Raw genomic sequence first — 25,082 nt, forward strand, 5'->3', positions numbered from 1 at the left:
TGTTCATGGATAAACGGTTTGAAACCCATTTTCAAGAATTGGGTTACTCAGCACCAACAATGATTCAAACGGCGGTAGCAACTCCCCTAGCTTCCGGAGAGAACGTAGTCGGATTAGCCCCTACTGGTTCTGGTAAAACGGTCGCTTTTACCTTGCCATTATTAGCAAAATTATTACCGGGTGATGGTACCCAGTTATTAGTTCTGGCGCCCAGTCAAGAATTGGCGCAGCAGACAGCTACGGTAATGCGCGATTGGGCTAGTCTGATTGGTTTAAAAGTAACGGCATTGACCGGGGGTGCCAATGTCAAACGTCAAATTGAGAAGCTAAGGCAAAACCCTGAAATTGTCGTCGGAACGCCAGGGCGAGTGCTTAACCTTGTCTCAGAGCGTCGACTAAAACTTCATTTATTGGTCAGTATTGTCATCGATGAAGCAGATGAATTATTAGTCGGCGAAACGCGGACGGACGTTGAGGATATTATTCGTGAAGCACCCGGTGATGTGCAATTGAGTTTCTTTTCAGCCACTGCTTCGCCAGCACTAGACGAATTAACCCAGGAGTTTGGTGTGGATGTTACCACCATTGATGTTCGTGACCAAGATCGGACGCAAGGCGATGTCACTCATGGATTGATGGATTTACCGGCTAATTTACGGGCAATGATGTTACGGCGATTTTCACGGGTGGCTGGTTTTCAAGCTTTAGTCTTTTTTAATCAGTTGGGTACCTTGGAAAAAGCCGCAGCAACGCTACGTCATGAACACGTGGAGGCTGTTTCGTTAGCGGGCAAGCAGCGTCAGGTACAACGGGCAGATGCGATGCGCAACTTCCGCCAAGGCAAGGTGAAGTTCTTACTTACAACCGACGTGGCTGCGCGAGGACTCGACATTCCGAATCTACCTGCGGTTATTAACTTTGATTTACCAGATTCAGCAGTGACATATACCCATCGAGTTGGCCGAACTGGACGCATGGGTGCAAGTGGTTTAGTCATTAATTTTGGCAATGATCATGATTTACGGCGTTTAAAGCAAACTTTGAAGACGACTGATTATCAGTTAAGTCCGCTGTACTTCGCTGAAAACACTTTTGTGGATCACCGACCAACTAGCGAGCGTACGCGTTCACAGGATCGGCCAGTTGGGATAGAGCAACCAGCTAAGCCAGAAAAGCAACAAGGTGTTCAACCAACGTCCCATAAGGTCAAGCCAGTAAAAAGTCGGCAAGAAGGGCAGCCTATGCAATCCACTAAGGCGACAACACCCCATCATAAAAAAAATAAACATTCTAAAAATAAAGGTATGCGGCATAAACACCGTATGAACCAGGAGGATTAACCATGCCACTAGTGAAATTTGACGTCCAAAAGGGGCGCACCGCAGCGGAATTAAAGGCTTTATTGGATGCGGAACACAAAATTTTAGTTCGAGATTTTGGTGTCCCAGAACGTGATCGCTATCAAATTGTGACGCAACATGAACCTGAAGAAATGATCATTGAAGATACTGGTTTTGGCATTGAACGAACGGAACGATTCGTGATGATTCAAATTACGATGCGCGGTGGGCGGACTGAAGCGCAAAAGCAAGCATTTTACAAAGACTTAGTTGCTGAATTGCAAGCCACTGCTGGCACACAACCTAATGATGTGATGGTGGTTATTTCAGAAAATGGCAGTCCTGACTGGAGTTTTGGTAATGGTGAGGCACAATTTTTGAATTAGTGTATACTAAAAGCCGATCAAAGATTTGATCGGCTGTTTTGACCCTATAGTTTAACTGGATAAAACTGCCGCCTCCTAAGCGGCTGCTCCCAGTTCGAGTCTGGGTGGGGTCATATATCTGGATAGATGGATATTTTCATGACACTGGTTAAGGTCGCTGAAAAGCGGCCTTTTTTGGGCTCAAAATGTACGAAACATAGTGATCACTAACTGGTTATTTACCCAATAGCCTGATTTTGCCCGTTTAGATAAAAGTTTATTCGATTAATTCCAACCGTTTGTCGTAAAATTGAGTCAAGAGGTAGTGAATGTGAAGACAAAGGGTGGAACAAAGCGATGGATGACAAGATAGCGTTAGTTGATAATTTGATTGCGGTGATTGACCGTAATGGAAAGCCTAAGAAAGTGTTGAAGAACGATCACGCGCGGTCAATCGCTTATTTAGTGCGCCTTGGCGAGCCGGCTTTTTCATCGCGGCAAACGATGAGCGTTTTAATTAAGGCCATGCAAATGGGGATGATTGAGTTCGTCAGATCAGAACCACGCATTGAGTGGAATGAAACGGATTTCCCGGTCTTTATCGTGCCCGCCAAACGCGCCCGACAAGAATTACTTGATTTATTAAATTAAGCTGATGTCACTGCGTTTGCAGTGACAAGATGAGCTGTGGATAAAGGTGGACATTAAATATCATTTCTAAGCCTAAGCAATCCAAAAGTGGGCGGCCTTATCCCTGATTAATCTTGGAAGGCCCAATGATTGATCGGACCAAATTTGTGGCCAACTGCAATTTCATTAGCGATGCAGACGTTAACATATTTTTTGGCGAGAATGATCGCCGCTTTGATGGATTGCCCCTTGGCAATTTCAGCCGTGATGCAGGCAGATAGTGAATCACCGGTTCCGTTCACCCGATCAGTGTGGACATATGGCGCTGATAACCACATGATTTCGCCGCTTTCTAGGAGGACACAATCACGAACTTGAGTCTGGCTTTCATCATGATGTTGACCTTTGATCACAACGTTTTTGGCGCCCATGCGTTGTAGATGTTTAGCTGCGGTCACCATGTCTTCATCCGTGTGAATCGGTTGTTCCGTTAGTTTTTGTGCCTCATAAAAATTGGGAGTGACGACGGTTGCCAATGGAAGTAAATGCTGGCGCAACGTGGTAAAAGCGTCTGTTTCCAACAACATCGCGCCATGCTTGGTGACAATCACTGGATCAACTACTAATGGTCCAAAATCAACTTTTTGATAGTTTTCGACCACCGTGTCAATTAAGGCTGCATCGGCTAACATGCCTGTCTTCGCGGCCCGAATATGGAAATCAGCTGCCAAGGATTTGAACTCTTGTTCAATAAAAGGTTTTGGCATTGCCGTGGCGTCTTGAATACCAAAAGAATTGCCGGCTACACAAGCAGTCACAATCGACATACCATAGACGTGGCGAGTGAAAAAAGTATTTAAATCGGCTTGCATGCCGGCACTGCCATCTGAGTCAGAACCGGCAATGGTAACCGCTTGCGGAAATTCGTTTGTCATGATCATTGACCTCACACATTTTAGTAGTAGCGTAGCACAAAATAAGCGCAGATCGGTAATTTTTCGCGTTTATTAAGGTACAAGCAGCCAGTTGAGCAAATCAATTGACAAATACTTAGGCGCCTATATAATAGACATCATTAGGTACCTAATTAACCCTAAAATGGAGGAAATACATGACAACAAATAATGATGATTTATTTCGAACAATGATGGACGTGATGAAGCAGATGCAGCGTTACGGCTTCGCCAAGCGACGTGACGAGCATGGTCACCATCACGGATTTGGCCGCGGACGCCTGCTTAAATTGATTGCCGATCACGAGAATGTGACCCAAAGTGAATTGGCTGAGCTATTGGATATTCGGCCATCTTCACTATCAGAAATGCTGAGCAAACTAGCGAATCGTGGTTTGATTGAGCGGCAAGTTGATGACGATGACAAGCGAATTACGCATGTCATTCTGACGGAAGCTGGCGCCGCAATCATCAAGGAACGTGAAGCTGCGGCTGATGCCTATCTGACTGATTTGTTTGAAGGACTCGATGACGACGAAATCACGCAGTTACAAACCTTGTTAGCCAAGCTTGATGATTCGATAAAGGACAAATTAAGCAACTTCGATGAGGCCCCAGATTTTCCACCATTTGGTGGGCCACATCGGCATGGCGGACATGCTAACTTTGACGGCCCTCGTCGACACCACATGGGTGAGCGGCCACGTTTTTTTGGTAGTTGGCAGTAAGTTGAACTGATTAAGATTTAAATGAACGTCAGTAAATAAAGTACGACCTGATTGTCATGCACTAGGCCCTGTCAAGGTGACAGAGCCTAGTGCAAAGCGGCTCAGGTCGTGCTTTTTTGATTTCAATAATTAAAGCCGCCTTGCTCCTACATAATTGAGCGATTTCTCATTGGCTCGGTTTCTAAGGTGCGCTAGAATTAATGTAACGAGCGTTTGAAAGGGGATGCGAGCATGCCATTGACGGCAGCCTTTTTTTCCGGTCGACCCACCGACCAAATTGTAAAAGCTCTTCTAGGAACGGAATTGATCTTCCGTAGTCAGGATGGTAATGTGGGCGGCTTAATCGTGGAGGCAGAAGCTTACCTGGGTGATGAGGATACGGCTGCTCACGCATTTGGTCATCGACAGACTCAGGCAAACCGCGCACTGTTCGGCGCGCCCGGGACGCTATATTTTTACAGGATGCGTGGGTTAATCTTGATGAATTTGATTTGTCAGCCGGCAGGCGTACCACAAGGAATTTTGATTCGGGCGCTGCAACCAACGTTGGGCGTCGATCTAATGATGCAAAATCGCACCAAAATTGGCGTCGAATTAACTAATGGGCCAGCCAAACTCACTGCTGCACTGGGAATCACTGATTTGAGGTGGAATGAATTAGCGTTACCAGCAACACCATTTTTATTGCAACCTCGAAAAAAGCCCGTCGCCATCGCGCAGTCTCCACGGATCGGAGTTAGCCAGGGAAGTTGGCACGACCGTGAGTTACGCTTCTTTGTCGCTGGAAATCCATATCTTTCAAAAAGCCGCAAACGTGACCAGGATTGGACGACAATGGGCTGGCAAGTCTAATAGATACATCTGTAAGACATGAATTTTAACGTACAGCCAGCGTTAACCTGGTTTGGGTAGGTGGGTTAGGTAAAATTATTGCGAGAAAACGCCTTTTCAGCAATAATGGAGTTGTTAAGAAATGGGGGACGCTTAGGTGAAACGGTTTATTCAAATCTTTATCAAGCGCTTTACCGCTGCGCAAGTCAGTAACTCTGCTGTTATTTTGGCTTGGTATTCGCTACTTTCAATTTTCCCCGCGGTTATCGTCATTGGTAATTTATTGCCGATCTTAGGTATCAATGCCAAAACAGTGCTTACCTATTTACAAACGGCCGTACCAGCGGACATTTATCAAACCCTAGCACCAGCAATTTTGTCTTTTTTGCAGCGTGGTAGTGGGGGGCTGGTTTCAATCGGGGCCGTCGTGGCATTGTGGTCGACGAGTCAAGTTGTGGCCGCATTTCAACGAACGATTAATCAAGCCTATGGTGTTGCGGAAAATCAAAGTGCGATCAGCAATCGCTTTTTTTCTTTTCTATGGATGCTATTAATGATCGTGATTATGGCAATTATTATTTTATTCTTCACGTTGAGCCAATTAATTGTGCGTCAGTTGACACCCATTCTTCATCTGGGTCAAGATGTCTTTGATGTGGTGAGTTCGCTAAAGTGGCCTGTAACAGCAGGCTTGTTATTTCTTTTATTGCTCTTGATGTATTATTTTCTCCCGAATGCGCGACTAAAATGGCGGTATGTCTGGTTTGGTGCGGCAATTGCAACTGTTTTTTGGCTTTTGCTTTCGCAATTATTTTCACTGTATGTGGATTACTTTGCTCGTTCAGTGACGACATACAAAACTGTAGGATCTGTCATCGTCATCATGATTTGGCTTGATTTCTCTGGTATCGTTATTTTAACGGGTTCGGTCATTAACGCCACGTTGCAAGAATTCTTCGGTGGTGAAATTATCGAGAGTCGACAGTCACTACATTGGTTTACCCGTGGTTGGCGCTGGTTGACGCACCAAGTGAAACGTCTAATTAGACATGAAAGTTAAAAACCGTCGCATAAAAATGCGACGGTTTTTAAGTGCTTATTTAGGTCGCTCGTTTAATTCGACCAGGCTAATTAACGCTTTTAAAAATATACCAACGGGAGAAAAAGTAATTGGCAATATTGGTCAGTCCTTGATCAATCAATTTAACTACCACGTCGTTGCCTTTAAATAGGGAAATTCCGATAAATAAAATGATGATATCTAAGACCAACGTGAGGGCGCGGAAAAAATAAAAGGAGAAGGTTTCGCGAAACAGTTGGTTGATAGTTGTGGCATGTGTCGAAAAGACCCATAATTTGTTGGTAAAGAAAGCGAAAGTAGTGGCCAGAAACCAGCCGATTGCATTGGCAATTTGATAATTCATGGGCGTCCACACATCGAGAACGGTAAACACCGATAAATTGATTAAAAATGCACATGTGCCCCAGACGACATATTCAATTGTGGATTGATGTTGCCTCAGCCAATCAACCATCGACTTGCTCCTTTCATTTATCAATGCCCATTAATATAGCATGTTTATTCTGGGAATTTAATAAATTTTTTTGATGAGTCTGGCGTTTCCAACATTTTTGTCAGTCAGATGCTGTATTATGGCAGAGGTATTCTAAAAGATTGGATGTAGAAAAATGAAGTTATGGCAGTGGGGCGTCAGCCTGTTCAAACGATATCAATCGGTAATTGCCTATTTAGTTTTTGGCGGTTTTACGACTGTAGTCAATATTGCGACTTTTGTTGTTTTAGCGACGTACTGGCATTGGAATTATCAAGTTGCTAATATTATTGCTTGGTTTTTATCTGTTTTGTTCGCGTATATTACCAATAAATTGTGGGTTTTCGCATCACATACCCATGGCTTTCGGGAGATCGTCCGCGAAGTCGGTTCTTTCTTCTTTTTTCGTGGCTTGACTTTAATTCTCGATGTTTTGATTATGTATGTCGGGATTAGTTTAATTCACGGTAATGAAATCGTCGTGAAATTAATCGACCAAGTGCTAGTTATCGTGACCAACTACTTCTTTAGTAAGTGGTACATTTTTAAGGCTAGTAACTAGGTGTTTAGTGGTTTCAAAAGAGAGCGGGACATAAGTCGGTAAATGACGAGCACTAAGGCGAACTGCCAATGATGATGGTTTATTCATCGTTGGCAGTTCGCCTTTAGGCGGAGTCAATTGACTTATGTCCCGTATTTTGGTTATTTAGCTTTGAAAATGAAATTTAGATTTTAGTTTTGCCCCAGATCCTTTTAGTTGCTATTTAAAATAGGCTTGGCTAATGCAAATAACGGCAAAAATGAATAAGGTAACGCTCACAATTAAACCGCTCACATGGGCACGGGGATTTTCATGAGCGAAATATATGACGCCGCCAACGGCCACGATCAGTAACAACAAACCAATGATTAAAAAAATAAGTCCCATGGGTTGCCTCCACCATTAATCATGCTGCGGTAAGGCCGCAACAAGTGACTGAGCAAATTGATCAAGTTGACTGATATCGTCTTCGTCGGGCGATAAGTTAATTTTTAGTTTAGCTACGCCGCGGGTGGCACCGGTGCTAGCGAGACGTTCATCAAAACGATCAACAGCAGTGCCATAGTCATCACCGTAAAAGACATCACCAGAGCCAGTGACCCCAAAAATTTTTCCAGTTAAATCAATATCGGCTAGATCATCGAAGAAGTCTAGACCTTCCTCTGGCAGTGCACCCTCATCATAGGTGTAGGGAACAATGACAATGATGTCATTGTCAGTTAGATCTGTTACATCAGTTTGCGAAATTTCTGATTCGGTTACCGTAACATCTAGGTCTTCCAAAGCTTCAGTAACAATATCAGCGACATCCTGATTATTCCCAGTGATGGTTGCATAAACGACATTAGCAGTTGTCATTTCAATTCCTCCAAAAATTAATTGTGGTTGAAGCGACTACGGACGACACGACGAACTTCGTCAATGATTTGTGCACGCACGAGTAAAATACAGATGACATACACAGCCCCCCCAACCGCGACATCGATAATAATGTGTAAGATTGACATCGACCAATAATTAGTTAACTTTCGGACGATGAAAAACATAATTGCTCCGCTGAACAAATATTTCCACTGTCCTTGAAACATGCGGCGTAATTCTAGTGAATCCTGAACGGTCCAAACTTGGTAAATGGTGACAGCGGCCTCGGCAATAACAGTTGCAATCGCCGCACCCACGGCACCGAAGTTAAGGATTAAGGGAATGTTAGCGAGAACATTGACCACAGCACCGATGGTTACTGAAGTTGTGTACTCACGCATTCTTTGAACTGGCATCAGATACTGACGGCCAATGACGGTACTCCAAGCAATTAAGACGATAATCGGCGCTTCAGCAAAGATGACCTGCCCAGAGATGAGATATTGTGAGCCAAAAAATTTTGGCGCAAACCGTTCACCCATTGCTGCTAGGCCAAACATTAAGGGAAATGAAATGGAAGCGACAAAATTCATGTTTCGATAAAGGCTCTCATGAACGGCCTTTAAATCACCGCGGGCGAACCGACTGGCGATCCGTGGCAACATGACAGCACCAGTGGCAGTGACGATGGCCAATACCGTTTTAACCAGGTTATCACCAAACGTAAAGAACGACAGCGCTGAAAATGAGTCAAAGTGTTTTAACATTGATTTGTTGATAACGGAGTAAACCTGAATGGCGATGTTTGGTACGAACAGGACTAATGAGGGTTTAAAATGACGGAAAACATTTAGTTTTGACCATTGAACAGGGACGATTGTTTCCCGTAAATAAGGCCATAGTGTCAAAGCGCCAAGTAATTGAGCAGCACCTTGGATAACGGCATATTTCCAGAGGTCGTCGGGCGACTTCACGAAGATAAAAATTAGCGAAACTGATGCTAATTTAACGATTGTGTTGCGAATGACAGTTTTGCCAAAGTCTTCAAGAGCCATGAAATACCAAGAAATGTCAATTCCAGCAGCAACTAACCAAAAAAGCTGAATGAGCTGAATATTGAAGTTGTGGCGGTCAACGGCAACAAAGATGAAGAAGCAGATAGCAGCACAAGAAGTTGTGAGAATTTGTAACAATTCAATTTCCCAAAAAATTTTGGAACGATCGAGTGGACTATCGCGATGATAAGCAATTTCTCGATTGGCATAGACGGAAATACCGAGATCACCAATCAAGATAAAGTATTGCATGGTGTTATATGTATTGGTATAAATCCCGTTTCCAACCGGCTGTAGAACCCTTGAAATGTAAGGCTGGGTAATTAAAGGGATGAGCAAAATCAAAAGTTGGTAGGAGGCATTATAAAAAAAGTTCTTCAGAGCTTTCAACTTTTGTCCATCCTTTCTAAATAGGACAGTAGTTCACAAAAGTTAAGTGTTAAAATGTGCTTAATAAGTCACAAGCTACATTATCTAACGACTCTTTTTTTGATAAACTATTGCCGATGATTGATTACTAGTGAGAATAACGTTGTTCATCATGCCAGATGTCAGGGTTAAACACAACCGTTCAGCTGCCAACGAAATATGCGATGCTGTCCGGTTCTTGTTCACTAATATCTTTCATGATATGCTAACATTTGTGTCAATTAAACTAAGTTTAGTAAATCTTGGAAAAAATATGGAAATAGATCGGGTTCACATGCAAAAAAAATCAATGGGGTATTTGTTCTTTAAACGACTTTTTGATGTCATTTTGTCGCTCATTGCCCTAATTATTCTCAGTCCAGTCTTTCTGGTGGTTTACTTAACCTATCAATTTGGGGTTAATAAAGGTCCGGTTATTTTTCGCCAAAAGCGGGTTGGCTTGGCTGGCAGAGACTTTTATATTTTAAAATTTAGGTCAATGGTCGTAAATGCTGATGAAAAGCTAAAGAGCGATCCAAAATTATATGCGAAATACGTTGCTAATAACTATAAACTTGAACCTAAGCAAGATCCACGGATTACCGCATTTGGTCGATTGCTACGGAAAACGTCAATCGATGAATTGCCGCAGTTTGTGAATATTTTACGCGGGGATATGAGTTTGATCGGACCGCGTCCCGTTGTTAGAGAAGAACTTAAAGAGTACGGCGACCAAGTTGATAAATTGCTATCAGTAAAACCTGGTGCAATGGGGCTCTGGCAGGCAAGTGGGCGTAGCAACATTGGGTATCCTGAGCGTTGTGAAATTGAACTTCGTTACGTGGATGAGGCCTCATTATGGTTTGATTTCACGATTTTAATTAAAAACATCTTTCGGATTTTTACATCCGAAGGTGCGTATTAAACGGTATTTTGGAGGAGAGTCATGTTAAACGGTTCCGTTTCGCTTAAGCAGCTCTGGCGGATTTTTGTCGTCAATATTTTGGTAATTGCAATCGGCGCTTTGGTGTTCGGTGCAGGTGGTTATTTTTATGCTCGACATAAAACTTCAACGACCTATACGGCCAATTGTAGCTTAATTTTAACGCCCACAGCTTTGGCTGGAGGCCGTACTTTTGATCAGGTACAAGCCAATATTGCGTTAGCGAATACATATGCCAATGTCGTCACAGATCCAGTGATTACAGATCGAGTAAACGCTCAGTTAAAGCATCGTTCTGACTACACCTATGATCAAGAATCTTTACCAGATCAGATTAAAGTTACGACGCGGCCAGGAGCCGCTTGGTTGCGTATCTCTGGCTCAGCTAAGAGCAAGAAGTTAGCGATTGCGATCACCGATACAACAGCAAAAGTTACCCGCAAAAATTTGGCACACGATAGTGGCTTAGGGACTAGAGTACGTTTGTTGGCGACTGCAAAACGCAATGGCGTGTCCTCTGAAACTACGCCAAGTGTTAAAAAAGTGACGATTTTTGCGGCTGCAGTTGGCATCATTATTACCGGTCTAATGGTTTTCACCTGGGATATTTTCAGAGGTGGTCATCGTGACGCATAGCTACAAAATGGGGAAGGGGCATTGGGTATGTCAAGTTTACTAATTCCAATTAGTTTGTTTGTTCGGACATTCACCTATGCGGTCCCAGTGACAACAGCCGGCCTTCCATTTGTACTTTATTTATTATTCGTTGGGGTCGGATTATATCGAAATGACTTATCAGCGACACTAGTAGACCCGTTAATCACCAAAAAGGGCCTTTTTTTTGTTTTACTAGCCCTAGCCTCTCAATGTGTGGCCATGTTTCTTAGCTTCAGACGTTTTGGCACGTCAACACAAAATGCAGGCTTGATTCACGGAATTTTAGATATTTTTTTAGTGGCAGTTAGCATCGTGTTGGCTTGGTTCGTCGTTAAAGTACTGATTTTGACTGATCAAGACATTTTGCGATTTATGCGTGGCCTAATCGTGGGGCTTTTTGTTTACAGTTTGTTGGTTCTGTTGCCCCAAATCATTGCGACAGTCGGACCTTATATGCATGACTGGGTTAATTTTGTAGCCGGTCTATTTGAAAAACATTGGTACCAACGGGATTGGTACGATTTAGGTAGTTATGCCGTCACCATGCATCGGGTAAATGGATTTGAAGCAGAGGCTGGTTATTTGGCCGCTCTAATCGGTTGCGTTTTTCTTCCGCCAATCATTGCCGCCTTAGTCAATCACTATGATTTTTTTACGAATAGTCAACATCACCATCGTTGGATTTACATCGGTTTTATGATCTGGTTATTTATCGTCCTAGCTTTGGCGCGAACTTCGACCGGTTTTCTGGTTATCGGTCTGGCACTGATCGCGCTATTTTGGAAATCAGACACTGGGCACAAAGTGTTTTATTATCTACTAGCTATCGTTGTGAGTGTCTTAATCATATTAGCGTTCGAGAATGTAGATGCATTTCAAACACTGCTTAACCAGTATATTTTTCAAAAGGGTGGTACCGATAATCGCTTAGGCGGCACGATTGGTTTATTGATCACGTTTTTGCATCACCCAGTTATTGGCGTCGGCAATAATTGGACTGGAAACTACCTAATGGAATTTGTGCCGCGGGCGACACGAAATAATCCAGAATATTTGTTTGTTTATATGAAACAACAGTATCCAGTGTTGAGTAACTGGGGGGCCTGGCTGGCCCAATATGGGCTAATCATTGTCGGTCCGATTTTGTATTATATTTGGAAACGGGTTCGTTTAGGTATAAAACTTAAGCCTCAGCTACGAGCTTCAACCATGCCGAATAAGGCAATGTATCTCACGCTCATTGATGCGTTTGAAATCTTTCTGTGGATGTATTTGCTTTTATCAGTTTTAGTTTTTTCTTGGAACGATTACTATATGACGATTTCTTTCTTCTTCTACGTGGCCGTTATTACCATGGCAAATACCGCCGTCCAAAAGGAGCAATCTGTGTAAATGGATACAAAAGTGTTAGTTGCAACACATAAGAATTATGAAATGCCGGCTGATCGATCATTGTATTTACCAATATTTGTTGGCAAAGCCTTACACCCAGATGTCAATCAGAGCTTTCAAGGGGATAATACAGGGGATAACATTTCCCTCAAAAATTCGACGTATAATGAATTGACGGCTTTATATTGGGCGTGGAAGAACCTTGACGCTGACGCTGTGGGGCTGGATCATTATCGGCGATATCTAAGTGTGCATCATCAAAAGACACTAACCACGATCTTAACTCGCGCTCAAATTGACAGCTTATTTCAAACAGCTGATTTAATCTTACCGAAAAAACGTCGTTATTATATCGAAACGAATTATAGTCATTACGTTCATGCACATCCCCAGCAACCCTTGGATGAGGCGCGTAAGATTATTGGGGAACAGACACCCTCGTATTTGACAGCTTTTGATGATGTTATGGCGAAACGTTCAGCACACATGTTTAATATGTTCATCATGAAACGACCATTGTTTAACCAATACTGTGAGTGGTTATTTGCCATTCTGTTTGAGCTTGAAAAACGGACTGATATTAGCCAATATGATGCCTATAACAGCCGTGTTTACGGCTTTGTCAGTGAACGTCTATTGGATGTCTGGATTGAGGCCAATCAGTTAAACTATCATGAAGTCAACTTCGTCTTCATGGAACATCAAAATTGGTTTATCAAAGGAGGCAAGTTTCTGCAACGCAAATTCTTTCCGAAGATAAAATGAGGTGAAACCTATCAAGTACGTTAGCGTTATTGTTACCTACAATCGAAAGCCTTTACTCATTGAAGCCATCCATAGCATGTTAGCCCAAACAACGCCGGCTCAAAAAATCGTGGTCGTTGACAACTGTTCGACTGATGGGACGGATCAAGCAATGACGAGTGAGTTTGGTGACAACGAAAAAGTTGATTATTTACGCTTGCCAGAAAACGTTGGCGGTTCGGCTGGCTTCTATCAGGGACTGGCACGGGCGAAAACGTATGCGGCGGATTGGATCTGTTTGGCTGACGATGATGCCATTTTTGCGCCAGATTATTTTACGAAATTGTCACAGGCTGCTAAGCGATATCCTAATTATCGAGTACTGACGGGAACCGTCCGACTTGCCAGTGGACCGATCGATCATCCACATCGTGAGCGGTTGATGAACACGGCCACATTGTCCGTTAAACCAGTAGCGGATGCAGAGTACGAGCATAATTTTGAATGTGACATTTTTTCCTTTTGCGGGGTTGTATTACGCCGCAATTTAATTGATCAAATTGGCATGCCGGAGAAGGACTATTTTATCCGGTTTGACGATTTTGAATATGCTTTGCGCGCCCAGAAACTGACTAAGTTTTATAATGTTTCAGATGCATTAATCACGCATAAGACGACCGATGAAGGCCACAAAATTTCCCCGTGGAAAGAGTATTATGTGACCCGTAACCGTGTTGCAATGACCAAAAAACACTCGACCAATATGGCGATCGCTCACTTATATTTAGTTTACGTTATGATTCGAAAGTTGACCGCTATGTTAGTCGTTCCCGCCCGTCGTAAAGTGGCACGTTATTTGACTAAGGCTTATATTAACGGATATGTTGACGGTTATCGTAATCGATTAGGCCGCAATGAGGCATTTTTACCGGGCAAAAATTATTGAATGATAGGACGAACTTCTGATGAGTAAAGGAAAACAGCGCTATGTGGCGGTGGTCGTGACTTACAATCGACGTGAGCTATTAACTGAAGCACTCGAGTCCCTTCTTCAACAAACGGTCTCGCCACAAAAGATCCTCGTGATTAATAATGCGGCAACCGATGGGACCGAGGCATTATTCGAAGGCTCCGGTCGTTTTGCCAATGAACCGGCGGTGGAACAAATTAAAATGTCGTCGAATTTAGGCGGTGCGGGTGGTTTTGCCCGTGGCGTTGCATTGGCACAGAAAATTGACACTGATTGGGTTTCGCTGTCCGATGACGATGCCATTTTTGCGTCTAATTACTTTGAACGCTTACTACAAGCGGCTGATGAAACGCCAAGTGTTGCTGGTTTTGCTGGTCAGGTAATCTTGCCAGATGGGCGTATTCAAGTCGATCAGCGACAAATCATTCGGAACTGGGACCGCTTGAAAACATATTCGGTACCTGAAAAAGATTATCACCAAGCGATGGTGTCGATCGACACGTTCACTTTTTGTGGAGCTTTCGTTAAGCGGGCGTTAATCCAGGAAATTGGCGTGCCCAACGCTGACTTCTTTATTTGGGGTGATGACATTGAATATTCGCTGCGCATCCGTGCTCATAGCAAAATACAACTCGTGACCGCGGCTAAATTAATTCATAAGACGAAAGTACCTTCGATTGATTTCGCCAACCAGTATCAACCAGATTGGCGAGAGTATTATGGGTTGAGAAACCATGTCGCCACTGTGCTTAGCCATGCGCATTCGCCATTGTTCGGTCGAACGCTGTTATTTGGGTGGATGGCGGCTAAGTACGGATTAACTTTGACACCACGATTTAAAGGATATCGCCGCCATATTCAGCGTGTTTACTGGCAGGCGTTTGGTGACGGACTGCGTGGAAAGCTAGGCAAAAATGAACATTATTTACCGAAGGGAGCTTCATTGTGACTGAGATCAATATGCGCTACGCCGCCGTAGTGGTGACCTTTAATCGTAAACGTTTACTAGTTGAAGCACTCAATAGCTTACTCAAGCAAACCATCCCGCCGGTTAAGATTGTCGTCATTGATAATCATTCGACTGATGGCACGCCCGATGAGTTACATCGCGCCGGACTCGATCAAAATCCCTTAGTTGAAATTCATCGGTTACCAGAAAATATTGGTGGTTCTGGTGGCTTTAATGAGGGAGTTCGATTAGCGGCTCAATTGCCTGACGTTGGCTGGTTGGCATTGTCTGATGATGATGCCATTTATGAACCGGCTTACTTTGAAAAGCTGGCATTAGCTCAGCGTAGACATCCTGATATTCAAGCCTTTTCTGGTAATGTCATGTTGACAGATGGTCGAATTCAAAGTGATCAACGCGGGGTTGTTTCTAATGAGTATTGGGTGAAAAAGTCATTGCTGCCGGCCAGTGCGTTTGAAGGCGTGGCAGAAACGACTATTGATTGGTTTAGTTTTTGTGGATGTGTGTTTGCGACCGCTTTAGTTGCTAAAGTAGGTTTGCCAGAAAAAGATTATTTTATTTGGTGGGATGACTTTGAATATTCATTACGCTTGCGCCAGCACACAAAATTGTTAAACATTAATGACGCGCAGGTGATCCATAAGACGGCCATTCCGTCAATGGATACGATCGCCAAATATCAGCGAGATTGGCGTACTTACTATAATGTGCGTAATAAAGTGTTAACGATGAAGCGACATGGTAAGAGTTCTCTTGTGACTGGGTTATATTTAACGTATTGGTATCCTAGGTTAATGACGACGATTATACAAAGTAAATTTGCAGGTAATCGACACTTTGTCTTTAACCAGTATAACGCCGGTTTTTGGGATGGCGTGCGCGGCCGAGGGGGCAAGTCACTCGTTCATTTACCTGGCAGTGAGTCGCACTAAGTAACTGTAAATTAGTGGAGGATAATAATGACTGAATATGATTATTTGATTGTGGGATCGGGGCTTTTTGGTGCGACGTTTGCTTATGAGGCTGCTAAGCGAGGTAAGCGCGTTAAAGTGATTGAAAAGCGAGATCACATCGCCGGCAACATCTATACAAAAGAACAAGATGGGATCCAAGTGCACCAGTATGGCGCGCATATTTTCCATACGTCAGACAAAGATATCTGGGACTATGTACAACAATTTGCGGAATTTAACCGTTATACGAATTCACCAGTGGCCAATTATAAGGGCGAACTGTACAACTTGCCATTTAACATGAACACGTTCAACAAGTTATGGGGCGTGGTCACCCCAGCTGAAGCGAAAGCTAAGATTGACGAACAAAAAGCGGCCGCGAATCTGAGTGCTGGTGAACCGAAGAACCTTGAAGAACAAGCGATTTCGTTGATTGGAACGGATATTTACACAAAGCTCATCAAGGGCTATACAGAAAAGCAATGGGGGCAAAAGGCCACGGACCTACCCGCCTTTATTATCCGCCGCCTCCCTGTCCGTTATACATTTGATAATAACTACTTCAATGATACCTACCAAGGCATTCCGATCGGTGGATATACTCAAATTGTTGAGAAGATGTTAGCCAACGAGTTGATTGATGTGGAAACTGGCGTTGATTTCTTTGATCACAAGGATGAATATCTGTTGGATTATCCGCGGGTGGTCTTTACTGGGATGATTGATCAATTCTTTGATTATCAACTTGGTGAGTTACAATATCGTTCCTTGCATTTTGAAACCGAAGAAATGGATGTTGATAATTACCAAGGTAACGCAGTGATCAATTATACGGATGCCGAAACACCATATACACGGGTCATTGAACATAAGCACTTTGAATTTGGTAAGGGTGATAAGAATAAGACGATCGTCACACGTGAATATCCAGCAACTTGGCACCGTGGTGATGAGCCTTATTATCCAGTTAATAACAAGACGAACAACGACCTATACACGCAATACCGGGACTTGGCTAAGAACCAGCCGAAAGTGCTGTTCGGTGGTCGTTTAGGAATGTATCGTTATTACGACATGCATCAGGTGATCCATGCCGCATTGACGGCGGTCAACCAAGAATTTAATAAGTAATCCAAACGAAAAACACATCCCAGAACTTGGCGATGTGTTTTTCGTTTAATTGGATTTATTTTGCAGATTGATCAATTTGTGAAACAAAATCAACTTTAGGTTTAAAGAAGAAGCCGGCAAATTGCCCGCGTAACAGGGTACGGACGCGAAGCCATTTATGATCTGGGCTATGTCGTAGAACATGTATTAGATCAAGCATGGCCTGTAAAAATTGTTTGAACGCGCCTTTGTGGCCTTTATACTTTCGCCAAGTGGAATACAGATTGCGGTAAGAATAAAAATAGCGGGGAATTCGGCCTAAACTATCAGTGACAATATCGGCGCCCACATTGTTGCCGGTCTCATGAATCACCTTGCTGTCGGCAACTAAATAGGAAGCCCCCATTGCTTGCAATCGAGTGCTGTACTCAATGTCATCTGACCAAATGAAGTATTCTTTATAGGGCAAACCTAACTTTGTCACTGATGTTCGTTTGAATAGGAAAGAGACGAAGGTGGCATATTGAAGCTGGATTAAATGATCATCTAAATTGCTGGTCCAAAAACGTTGGGTCAATGGGACGTTCATCTGATTAGGCGTCCCATCTGTCCATCGTGGGTCACTGACGAGAAAGCCAAACTTGTCGGCTAATGTATCCGTGGCCGTTAACAAGTTTTCTAAACAGGTGATTTGGGGCATCGTATCATCATCCATCAGCCAAAAATAATCATCGGTTGTTTCCTGATAAGCAGTCTTAATGCCCCAGGCAAAACCACCGGCGCCGCCAATGTTTTGATGAGGATTTGTGGTGATGATTCGTGAATCAGTCAAACTATTTAAATAGCCTTCCGTGTCGTCTGTGCTGTTGTTGTTAACGACAATGACATGGCTGACAGGTGTTGATTGATCGAGGATGTGTGTTAAACAACGTTTTAAATATTCGAGTCGATTATAAGTTACGACAATACAACTGACGGTTTTCAAGAAACGCCTCCGCTATGTAATCAAGTTAAATTAATGCTGCTGAAAATCATGCTCATTAATTTTACCATACATATTTCAGAAAATGCGCTGCACCTGCGTGTCTACGACTTAAATTCTGGTATACTAACACTGGTTTACTTTTCACCAGGTTAAGAAAGTTGGGAGATTTATGACACGTGAAGCTGCAGGTCCCAGAGAAGGGGACTATGTGGCCATCAAAAGTTATAAACACGACGGGAGCTTGCACCGAACGTGGCGCGACACGATGGTGCTGAAACAAACTGAAAATGAATTAATCGGGCTTAACGACCACACCCTTGTTACTGAAGATGACGGACGTCGTTGGGTTACGCGAGAGCCGGCGATTGTTTATTTTCATAAACATTTTTGGTTTAATATCGTTGCGATGATTCGTGATAATGGCGTTTCATATTATTGTAATCTGGCGTCGCCCTATGTATTAGATCACGAAGCGGTTAAATACATCGACTACGATTTGGACGTAAAGGTGTTTCCAAATGGTGAAAAGCGGTTACTAGATGTTGATGAATATCAAAGCCACGGAACGACGTGGCATTATTCAAACGAGCTTGATCATATTTTGAAAGCTAATGTACGAGTGCTTGTGGACTGGATTAATCAGGGCAAGGGTCCGTTTTCACCTGCGTATATTGAGCTTTGGTATCGGCGTTATCAAGAGCTTTCCCGTCGTGAACGTTGATGGCTAACTGAGGCAATCAGTTTCGAAATGAGACTGGTTGCCTTTCGTTTAAAACGAATTGTTGGGGGTAAGAAAATGTTGAATCGATTGAAGAATTCCAACTTGCTGTTCTGGTCGATTGAGGTTTTAGTTGTCGTCACCTTAATTTGGGTCTGCACAAAGATTAATTTTATTTTTCGACCGATCGGGACCTTTATTTCCGCTGTGTTCGTGCCTATTATCGTGGCCGGTTTTATGTTCTATATGCTTAACCCATTAGTGAAGTTGTTAATGCGCGTTCACTATAAGAAATTTCGTCTGACTCGGACATGGGCATCGTTAATCGTCATCTTGTTATTAGTTGGGTTGATTGTGATTGGTGTCCTTTCTCTAATACCGCCACTAACAGGGCAGGTTAGCCAATTGATCGCTAGTGTGCCCCATGTGGCGACCCAATCACAAAAAGAATTGACGAAATATGTCGAGCATTCGCACATTTTAGATAATCCTGATGTAGCTAAATATTTAAAATCTGTCGAAGCTTCGCTGTCTTCTTGGGCGCAAGGCTTCATTGGCAATATTACGAGTGGCGTTGGTAATTTAATTGGAACAATTACGGACATTACGATCACGGCCATTACCGTACCCGTGATTTTATTTTACATGTTGCGAGACGGTGGGAAATTAGTTCCCTCAATCGCTCGTTTCTTGCCGGATAAGCGGCAAGATCGGATTGTCGAATTGTTATATAAAATGGGTGATACGATTTCTCAGTACATCAGCGGACAGGTTATTGAATGTCTGTTTGTTGGTGTGTTTACCTCGATTGGTTATATGTTGATCGGCATGCCCTTTGGCTTGTTACTAGGGATTATTGCTGGATTATGCAACATCATCCCATATGTTGGCCCATACATAGGCATTACGCCAGCCTTGATTGTTGGTTTAATCATGGCGCCAAACAAACTTCTGTGGATTGTCGTGGTCGTGGTCGTCGTGCAACAGATTGACGGCAACATTATCTACCCAAATATCATTGGGCGTTCACTTAAAATTCATCCACTGACCATTATCATTTTGTTACTAGCAGCTGGACATATTGCTGGGATTCCAGGAATGATTCTTTGTATTCCGTTTTATGCGGTGGTGCGGACGGTGGTACAGTATGTGTGGAATATTTGGCAGTTAGGGGATCAAGGAGAGAAGTAATAAATATATTTTTAAATGGCCTATAAAGTGTATGAACCGACATGTTAACAAAAAGGCAAGCAAAACAACAACTAACTGGTAGAACGGAGTGATTGATTTTGAAGCGAATTGAATGGATTGACCTGACCAGGGGAATTGCAATGATCATGATTATTATTGGCCATTCGATGTATGTATACTCAGCATCTGGACTGGTGAGATTGTTTTTCGCAGTTCATGTCCCCATTTTCTTTGTATTATCTGGTTACTTATTTAAGCGACGTTCTTGGAGTCGATTGCTTAAAGGGCTGATGGGTAACATATTGTTGCCATATTTTGGCACAGTGTTAATTATTATGTTTTTGTCTTGGTTAGCGCCCGGACTTCCAGGCTGGGTAGGAATTAAGGGATTGGGTAGTTTGTCTAAAGCAGCACTTGCTGGAATAGCTGGTGTTGGCACATCGCTTCCCGTATCTAAAGCAGCGCTTGTTGGGATATCTGGTGTTGCTACACCGGTTCCCTTTATTTTTAACCACAACTTGAGTGTCCCTGCAATTGGCGTTATTTGGTTTTTGTTAGCCATGTTTCTGGGTAACCTTATATTTAATGGGCTGCTCAATATTAGACGTTATTTTAAATGTTCCGATATGGTTCTCTTTTTACTAAGTATTGTGTTAACTGGGATGGGCTTTGGATTAACGAAATTTGGGGTATTGCCTTGGTCCTTAAATGCTGCACTAGTTAGCCAATCTTTTTACTGGTTTGGCTTTTGGCTGAGGCAAACCAACTTAATGGATACATGGTGTAAGCATAGTTGGATATTAGTCGTTGCAGTTATTTTGTGGGGATTATCTGCTTGGATTGGGCCATTTTATTTGAACATCGGCTTTGCGGCTAATCCATTTTTTGCGGTCATTGGGGCGATGGGAGGCAGTTTTACAATTATCATTTTTGCTAAATGGCTAAGCAATTTTGACCGCAAACGTTTATCCTGGTTAACGTTGTTTGGTAAAGAGTCTTTGATTGTGATGTGCATCCATATGATTGATTTAGATAATTTAAAATTAGGAGATTTCATATTTGCGCATAGCAACGCACTATTTGGGCCCTTACTGGCAGTTATCCTAGTGATTCTGTATCGAATTTTACTTACAACTGTTGCAGTTTATTTGATCCCACATTTACCATGGATCAGATCTGTCTATATGCACCGTCAGTTTCCATTTAAGCGAAAAAAGGTGTTTTCATGAAGACGTTTTTTGACATAAGGGAAAATATAATACAAGGCACAAAGTTTTAGTCGCAACTTAGTGCTTTGTATAGCTAAAGAGCTTTAATTTATAGGCACAAGCTGAGAAACACAATGTTTGAATTGAATTTTTTGATTTTATAAATGGAAAAAGGGTCGAATTCAGGTACCTCTTGAGAGGTACCTGAATTCGACCCTTTGACATTTCTTGATCCATTTAAAACAATGTAAAAGCGATATGCAATTAGAGCATTGATATTATAAAAATGCTAATTGATCCCAAACGTTTAAATGATATATTGCAATCACATTTCTAAGCGAAGCCGTATAATTTGGATCCGTTGCGTAACCATCTTGTCTAATCAAATTGGTCACTGCGTCAGAATTTTTAACCCACAATAAATTATGGTATCGAGAATTTTCAGTTAAAAACGCAGAATGATCAAGAACACTAGCAGAAGCATTTGGATAAGCACGAAAGGCAGCGTTAACGTATTGATAAGCCCCGTTAAAATATTCATACGTTGGTAGATAAACGGATTGCCCGTTGTAGTCCCCTTTGATGCCAAATAGATTATGGTATATGGCGGCTAATGATGACGCACCCCACCCACTTTCTAAAATGGCTTGAGCAGCTGTTAGAGAAGGCAAGATGCCATACTGTTTCCACCCTTGAATAGCCCCTTGCATAATACTGTTAAGAAATTGATTTTGGTGGCTATTTTGATTGCCGTTAATATCAGTATTCACAATTACACCGTTGTCATCAAAAGAGATATTGCCAAATCCTAAATTCGTTGTCGTGTTTTTAACTAAGGCGCCATTGGTGCCAAAGTAGTAAGTATTGCCCCAGTTTTGGTAAAAGCGGTTTGTGTAACGAACGCCATCACCATCGAAATAATACATGTTGCCATCATCGTATAGGAACTGATTAGTGTAGCGCACGCCACCTTCACCAAAGTAATACATGTTGCCCCAGTTGGAGTAAAACTGGTTGGTGTAACGGGCACCATCATCGCCGAAGTAATACATGTTGCCCCAGTTGGAGTAAAACTGGTCGGTATAGCGAACACCACCATCACCGAAATAATACATTTTTCCCCAATTATAATAGAACTGGTCGGTATAGCGAACACCGCCGTCGCCGAAGTAATACATATTGCCCCAGTTGGAATAAAATTGATCTGTGTAACGAGCACCATTCTTGCCAAAGTAGTACATGTTACCCCAATTGGAATAGAACTGATCCTGGTACTCAGCACCGTCGTTGCCAAAGTAGTACATTTGCCCGTTATGATCATAGAAGTAATCATTCTTCATTTGTTGGGTAGCCGGATCAAAGTAATAAGTCTTACCATTAACAACTTGTGTGCCACTTTGCCGAACGCCGTTGATGTAATAATACGTGTTACCATTCTCAGTCTGTAAACCGTTTTTGACTGCACTACGCGCGGCCATAAATGAATATGTTTGGGCCGAGGCGACTTGAGAAGGGACAGAAGTCGCTACCAGAGAACTAGCGTTATTATTACTCTGTGGCGCACTAGTAGTCTCAATAGTGGTCTCGCTTGTCGCTGATGAGGATAGTTTAACTGCAGAATTAGTTGCTTGTGGGTTAGCGGCCCCCGACATCATATTTATAGTAGAAGCTGAAGATACCGTGCTTTGTGCTTGAGAAGACCCATCTGGTAGGCTTAATGACTGTGTTGGTGCACTTTGCTGACTATTCGATATAGCAGTCTCCACAGAATCTCTGTTATTTGACGTTGAGGTAGTAGTATCTACGTCTGCCAAATTTGTCGAATAGATTTGTGTTTTGGGTACGACATCTGCCAAAGCAGATGTATGGGAGCTTATTAATCCAAAGCCTACTCCGGTTGCTGCTAATGCAGATAAACACCAAAAACGTCCTTTTTTATACATTTTGAAATGTACTTTTCCTTGCATAAGTTTAAATCCTTTCACACCAAATTCACCCGATTACCATATGCTACCATGGAACGAAATTGTTTAGTGGAAATTACCGAAATTGTTAAGAATTGGTAACGCAAATTTGACGAACGTATTTTCGAAATTAAAAAAGAGACTGAACGAGTGCTATATACTAAAAACATAGTATTGCATTTTTTTAACAAATTTTCTAATCGAGTATAGGCGTAGTAGTTTTATGCTAGTATTAACTTGATTTCAAGTACATAGTTTAAAAAATTAGAGGGCTAATTCTATGAGAGATAAAAAAGTGCATTTCAAATTGTTTAAACGAGGGAAAAATTGGTGTGTTGCTGGCATTACGGTACTCGCATTAGGTGGAATGATGATGCTAGGACAAAATAAAGCGTATGCCGACACGGGTGAACAGATACGAACAGAGCTGGCAGCAGTACCTGCGACAAGTAATTCTGATGAAGCAATGACTAGTACTGCTACCATTTCTAACGCCCAGGACCAAGCGACGAGTCATTCAGCCGATTTAGCTAAAGCCAGCCAAGCGTCTGTGCCCGTTAATGAATCTGCCTCTGCAAATGATGAACCGTCTGTTGCAGAAAGTGTTGGGGATACAAACAGAATAGCAGCTTCAGCTACTTCCAGCTCTGCGTCAGCAACATCTTTGCCTGCTGCCAGTTCGAATGTTGGTAGCGATGTCCAGAAGGCGAACTCCGCGGCAACTTCAGCTTCAAGTAATATTGCTGAGGGTACTGATGGGGTCGCCTCGGCCCAAACATATTCATTTATGGCCGCGCGTAGTGCAGTCAAAAACGGTTTACAGACTGAGAATGGTAACACGTATTATTACATCAACGGCGTTCGGCAAAGTGGCACACAAGTTGTTAATGGTAAGACTTATTACTTTGATCCGGCTACCCAACAAATGAAGAATGATTACTTCTATGATCATAACGGGCAAATGTACTACTTTGGCAACGACGGTGCTGAGTACCAGGATCAGTTCTATTCCAATTGGGGTAACATGTACTACTTTGGCAAGAATGGTGCTCGTTACACAGATCAATTTTATTCCAACTGGGGCAATATGTATTACTTCGGCGACGGCGGTGTTCGCTATACCGACCAGTTCTATTATAATTGGGGAAAAATGTATTATTTCGGTGATGGTGGTGTTCGCTATACCGACCAGTTTTACTCCAACTGGGGCAACATGTATTACTTCGGCGATGATGGTGCCCGTTACACCAACCAGTTTTACTCCAACTGGGGCAACATGTATTACTTTGGTGAAGGTGGCGTGCGCTACACCAACCAATATTATTATAACTGGGGTAATACTTATTACTTTGGCGACGGTGGTGTTTTGCTAAAAAATGCAACGCAATGGCTTAACAGTACGATGTATCATATCGATAACGACGGTGTTTGGATTGCGACAAATCCCACCATTGAAGCAGTAGTCAACGCCGCTCAAAGTCAAATTGGACTGGCACCATATACTTGGGGTGGTGGGAGAACACCGGCCTCGATTGCTGCGCATAGATTTGATTGTTCCAGCTTTGTCCATTGGGCTTTTTCGCAAGCTGGGATCATACTAGGAAATTATACAAGTGCTACGACGTGGACACTTGAAGGGTACGGAACGCCTGTGGATTGGAGTCAGCTAAGAAGAGGCGATATCTTCTTTATGGATGATGTTAATCATGTTGGCATTTATTTAGGAGATGGTTACTTTATTCACGATTCGCCTAACTCTTCAACGGGTGGCGTTGGGATTAATCGATTGACAGACCAAGTGCCAGATCTGGGAACTTGGGAAGAAATTGCCGATAATATTAATCGACGGATTGTGTAGTCTCGTTCAAATTAATTAGCAATAAAATATATTGGACGTGAAAATAACATTATTTTCACGTCTTTTTACGGTTTTAAAGAGAGACGTTTTCCGAGTAGTCCTTTTTCTTTAATCACATGGTATGATAGTAGTCGCATATAAAGCGAGGGAGTTT

The 25,082-nt window shown here is 42.6% G+C and carries 26 protein-coding genes and 1 tRNA gene; 20 read left to right on the forward strand and 7 right to left on the reverse strand.

Translation table 11 applies throughout. From position 1 onward, the window contains the following. Window positions 1-5: 5 nt before the first annotated feature. The 4 genes from ACYQ0Y_RS09570 to ACYQ0Y_RS09585 all read left to right on the forward strand — a co-directional run bounded on the left by ACYQ0Y_RS09570 (window position 6) and on the right by ACYQ0Y_RS09585 (window position 2,356). Window positions 6-1,340: a DEAD/DEAH box helicase gene (locus ACYQ0Y_RS09570; protein ID WP_407884113.1), complete on the forward strand. Its 1,335-nt coding sequence runs from the start codon at window positions 6-8 to the stop codon at window positions 1,338-1,340. Window positions 1,341-1,342: 2 nt separating this feature from the next. Further along, window positions 1,343-1,726, forward strand: a complete 384-nt coding sequence (locus ACYQ0Y_RS09575; protein WP_407884111.1) for a tautomerase family protein — start codon at window positions 1,343-1,345, stop codon at window positions 1,724-1,726. A 40-nt stretch (window positions 1,727-1,766) separates the two neighbouring features. Next, window positions 1,767-1,839, forward strand: a tRNA-Arg gene (locus tag ACYQ0Y_RS09580). A gap of 223 nt (window positions 1,840-2,062) precedes the next feature. Further along, window positions 2,063-2,356, forward strand: a complete 294-nt coding sequence (locus ACYQ0Y_RS09585; RefSeq protein WP_407884109.1) for a hypothetical protein — start codon at window positions 2,063-2,065, stop codon at window positions 2,354-2,356. Window positions 2,357-2,463: 107 nt separating this feature from the next. On the opposite strand, the gene thiD is transcribed toward ACYQ0Y_RS09585, so the two are convergent. After that, complete coding sequence (thiD, locus tag ACYQ0Y_RS09590; protein WP_407884107.1) at window positions 2,464-3,270, reverse strand: bifunctional hydroxymethylpyrimidine kinase/phosphomethylpyrimidine kinase; 807 nt, start codon at window positions 3,268-3,270, stop codon at window positions 2,464-2,466. Between the two features lie 176 nt (window positions 3,271-3,446). On the opposite strand from thiD, the gene ACYQ0Y_RS09595 reads away from it, so the two are divergent. The 3 genes from ACYQ0Y_RS09595 (at window position 3,447) to ACYQ0Y_RS09605 (ending at window position 5,907) form a co-directional block, all read left to right on the forward strand. After that, window positions 3,447-4,016: a MarR family winged helix-turn-helix transcriptional regulator gene (locus ACYQ0Y_RS09595; RefSeq protein WP_407884106.1), complete on the forward strand. Its 570-nt coding sequence runs from the start codon at window positions 3,447-3,449 to the stop codon at window positions 4,014-4,016. Between the two features lie 231 nt (window positions 4,017-4,247). Beyond that, window positions 4,248-4,868: a DNA-3-methyladenine glycosylase gene (locus ACYQ0Y_RS09600; protein WP_407884104.1), complete on the forward strand. Its 621-nt coding sequence runs from the start codon at window positions 4,248-4,250 to the stop codon at window positions 4,866-4,868. A 136-nt stretch (window positions 4,869-5,004) separates the two neighbouring features. After that, window positions 5,005-5,907, forward strand: coding sequence for a YihY/virulence factor BrkB family protein (locus ACYQ0Y_RS09605; protein ID WP_407884102.1), 903 nt, complete (start codon window positions 5,005-5,007; stop codon window positions 5,905-5,907). A gap of 67 nt (window positions 5,908-5,974) precedes the next feature. Here ACYQ0Y_RS09605 and ACYQ0Y_RS09610 read toward each other — a convergent pair whose 3' ends face one another. Next, window positions 5,975-6,382 carry a GtrA family protein gene (locus ACYQ0Y_RS09610; protein WP_407884100.1) on the reverse strand — a complete coding sequence of 136 codons (408 nt, stop codon included), beginning with the start codon at window positions 6,380-6,382 and terminating at the stop codon, window positions 5,975-5,977. A gap of 154 nt (window positions 6,383-6,536) precedes the next feature. Between ACYQ0Y_RS09610 and ACYQ0Y_RS09615 the strand changes: the two genes are divergently transcribed. Continuing rightward, window positions 6,537-6,962, forward strand: coding sequence for a GtrA family protein (locus tag ACYQ0Y_RS09615; RefSeq protein ID WP_407884098.1), 426 nt, complete (start codon window positions 6,537-6,539; stop codon window positions 6,960-6,962). 198 nt (window positions 6,963-7,160) lie between these two features. Here ACYQ0Y_RS09615 and ACYQ0Y_RS09620 read toward each other — a convergent pair whose 3' ends face one another. From ACYQ0Y_RS09620 to ACYQ0Y_RS09630, 3 genes are read right to left on the reverse strand one after another with little or no spacing between them, the layout of a single operon-like run. Further along, window positions 7,161-7,328 carry a hypothetical protein gene (locus ACYQ0Y_RS09620; RefSeq protein ID WP_407884096.1) on the reverse strand — a complete coding sequence of 56 codons (168 nt, stop codon included), beginning with the start codon at window positions 7,326-7,328 and terminating at the stop codon, window positions 7,161-7,163. Window positions 7,329-7,343: 15 nt separating this feature from the next. Further along, the gene (locus ACYQ0Y_RS09625; RefSeq protein WP_407884094.1) at window positions 7,344-7,799 is read right to left on the reverse strand and encodes a flavodoxin; all 456 of its coding nucleotides are present in this window, start codon (window positions 7,797-7,799) and stop codon (window positions 7,344-7,346) included. 17 nt (window positions 7,800-7,816) lie between these two features. Beyond that, window positions 7,817-9,247, reverse strand: coding sequence for an oligosaccharide flippase family protein (locus tag ACYQ0Y_RS09630; protein ID WP_407884092.1), 1,431 nt, complete (start codon window positions 9,245-9,247; stop codon window positions 7,817-7,819). 313 nt (window positions 9,248-9,560) lie between these two features. Between ACYQ0Y_RS09630 and ACYQ0Y_RS09635 the strand changes: the two genes are divergently transcribed. Genes ACYQ0Y_RS09635 through glf form a run of 8 tightly spaced genes read left to right on the forward strand, consistent with a single transcriptional unit; the run spans window position 9,561 to window position 17,025 of the window. After that, window positions 9,561-10,190 (forward strand): sugar transferase, encoded by a 630-nt coding sequence (locus ACYQ0Y_RS09635; RefSeq protein ID WP_407884090.1) that lies wholly within the window; start codon window positions 9,561-9,563, stop codon window positions 10,188-10,190. 21 nt (window positions 10,191-10,211) lie between these two features. Continuing rightward, complete coding sequence (locus ACYQ0Y_RS09640) at window positions 10,212-10,844, forward strand: Wzz/FepE/Etk N-terminal domain-containing protein (RefSeq protein ID WP_407884088.1); 633 nt, start codon at window positions 10,212-10,214, stop codon at window positions 10,842-10,844. Window positions 10,845-10,871: 27 nt separating this feature from the next. Then, window positions 10,872-12,257, forward strand: coding sequence for a hypothetical protein (locus tag ACYQ0Y_RS09645; RefSeq protein ID WP_407884086.1), 1,386 nt, complete (start codon window positions 10,872-10,874; stop codon window positions 12,255-12,257). Then, the gene (locus ACYQ0Y_RS09650) at window positions 12,258-13,022 is read left to right on the forward strand and encodes a DUF4422 domain-containing protein (RefSeq protein WP_407884084.1); all 765 of its coding nucleotides are present in this window, start codon (window positions 12,258-12,260) and stop codon (window positions 13,020-13,022) included. A gap of 1 nt (window position 13,023) precedes the next feature. Continuing rightward, window positions 13,024-13,947 (forward strand): glycosyltransferase family 2 protein, encoded by a 924-nt coding sequence (locus tag ACYQ0Y_RS09655; protein ID WP_407884082.1) that lies wholly within the window; start codon window positions 13,024-13,026, stop codon window positions 13,945-13,947. Between the two features lie 19 nt (window positions 13,948-13,966). Next, window positions 13,967-14,920, forward strand: coding sequence for a glycosyltransferase family 2 protein (locus ACYQ0Y_RS09660; protein ID WP_407884081.1), 954 nt, complete (start codon window positions 13,967-13,969; stop codon window positions 14,918-14,920). Further along, complete coding sequence (locus ACYQ0Y_RS09665) at window positions 14,917-15,873, forward strand: glycosyltransferase family 2 protein (RefSeq protein WP_407884079.1); 957 nt, start codon at window positions 14,917-14,919, stop codon at window positions 15,871-15,873. The genes ACYQ0Y_RS09660 and ACYQ0Y_RS09665 overlap by 4 nt, the downstream gene beginning before the upstream one ends. A gap of 27 nt (window positions 15,874-15,900) precedes the next feature. Then, window positions 15,901-17,025, forward strand: a complete 1,125-nt coding sequence (gene glf / locus ACYQ0Y_RS09670) for a UDP-galactopyranose mutase (protein WP_407884077.1) — start codon at window positions 15,901-15,903, stop codon at window positions 17,023-17,025. 55 nt (window positions 17,026-17,080) lie between these two features. Here glf and ACYQ0Y_RS09675 read toward each other — a convergent pair whose 3' ends face one another. After that, window positions 17,081-17,989, reverse strand: a complete 909-nt coding sequence (locus ACYQ0Y_RS09675) for a glycosyltransferase family 2 protein (RefSeq protein ID WP_407884075.1) — start codon at window positions 17,987-17,989, stop codon at window positions 17,081-17,083. A 169-nt stretch (window positions 17,990-18,158) separates the two neighbouring features. Here ACYQ0Y_RS09675 and ACYQ0Y_RS09680 point away from each other — a divergent pair, with 169 nt between their 5' ends. The 3 genes from ACYQ0Y_RS09680 (at window position 18,159) to ACYQ0Y_RS09690 (ending at window position 21,127) form a co-directional block, all read left to right on the forward strand. Beyond that, window positions 18,159-18,710, forward strand: coding sequence for a DUF402 domain-containing protein (locus tag ACYQ0Y_RS09680; RefSeq protein WP_407884073.1), 552 nt, complete (start codon window positions 18,159-18,161; stop codon window positions 18,708-18,710). A gap of 75 nt (window positions 18,711-18,785) precedes the next feature. Continuing rightward, on the forward strand, window positions 18,786-19,898 hold the full coding sequence (locus ACYQ0Y_RS09685; protein ID WP_407884072.1) for an AI-2E family transporter: 1,113 nt from the start codon (window positions 18,786-18,788) through the stop codon (window positions 19,896-19,898). A gap of 98 nt (window positions 19,899-19,996) precedes the next feature. Continuing rightward, complete coding sequence (locus tag ACYQ0Y_RS09690; RefSeq protein WP_407884070.1) at window positions 19,997-21,127, forward strand: acyltransferase family protein; 1,131 nt, start codon at window positions 19,997-19,999, stop codon at window positions 21,125-21,127. Between the two features lie 257 nt (window positions 21,128-21,384). Here the strand turns inward: ACYQ0Y_RS09690 and ACYQ0Y_RS09695 are convergent, their stop codons facing one another. Further along, window positions 21,385-23,073: a glucosaminidase domain-containing protein gene (locus ACYQ0Y_RS09695; protein WP_407884068.1), complete on the reverse strand. Its 1,689-nt coding sequence runs from the start codon at window positions 23,071-23,073 to the stop codon at window positions 21,385-21,387. 277 nt (window positions 23,074-23,350) lie between these two features. On the opposite strand from ACYQ0Y_RS09695, the gene ACYQ0Y_RS09700 reads away from it, so the two are divergent. Continuing rightward, entirely contained in the window at window positions 23,351-24,928 is a 1,578-nt protein-coding gene (locus ACYQ0Y_RS09700; RefSeq protein WP_459935471.1) for an NlpC/P60 family protein, read from the forward strand. Window positions 24,929-25,082: the final 154 nt, after the last annotated feature.

It is taken from the genome of Furfurilactobacillus curtus (assembly GCF_054657915.1).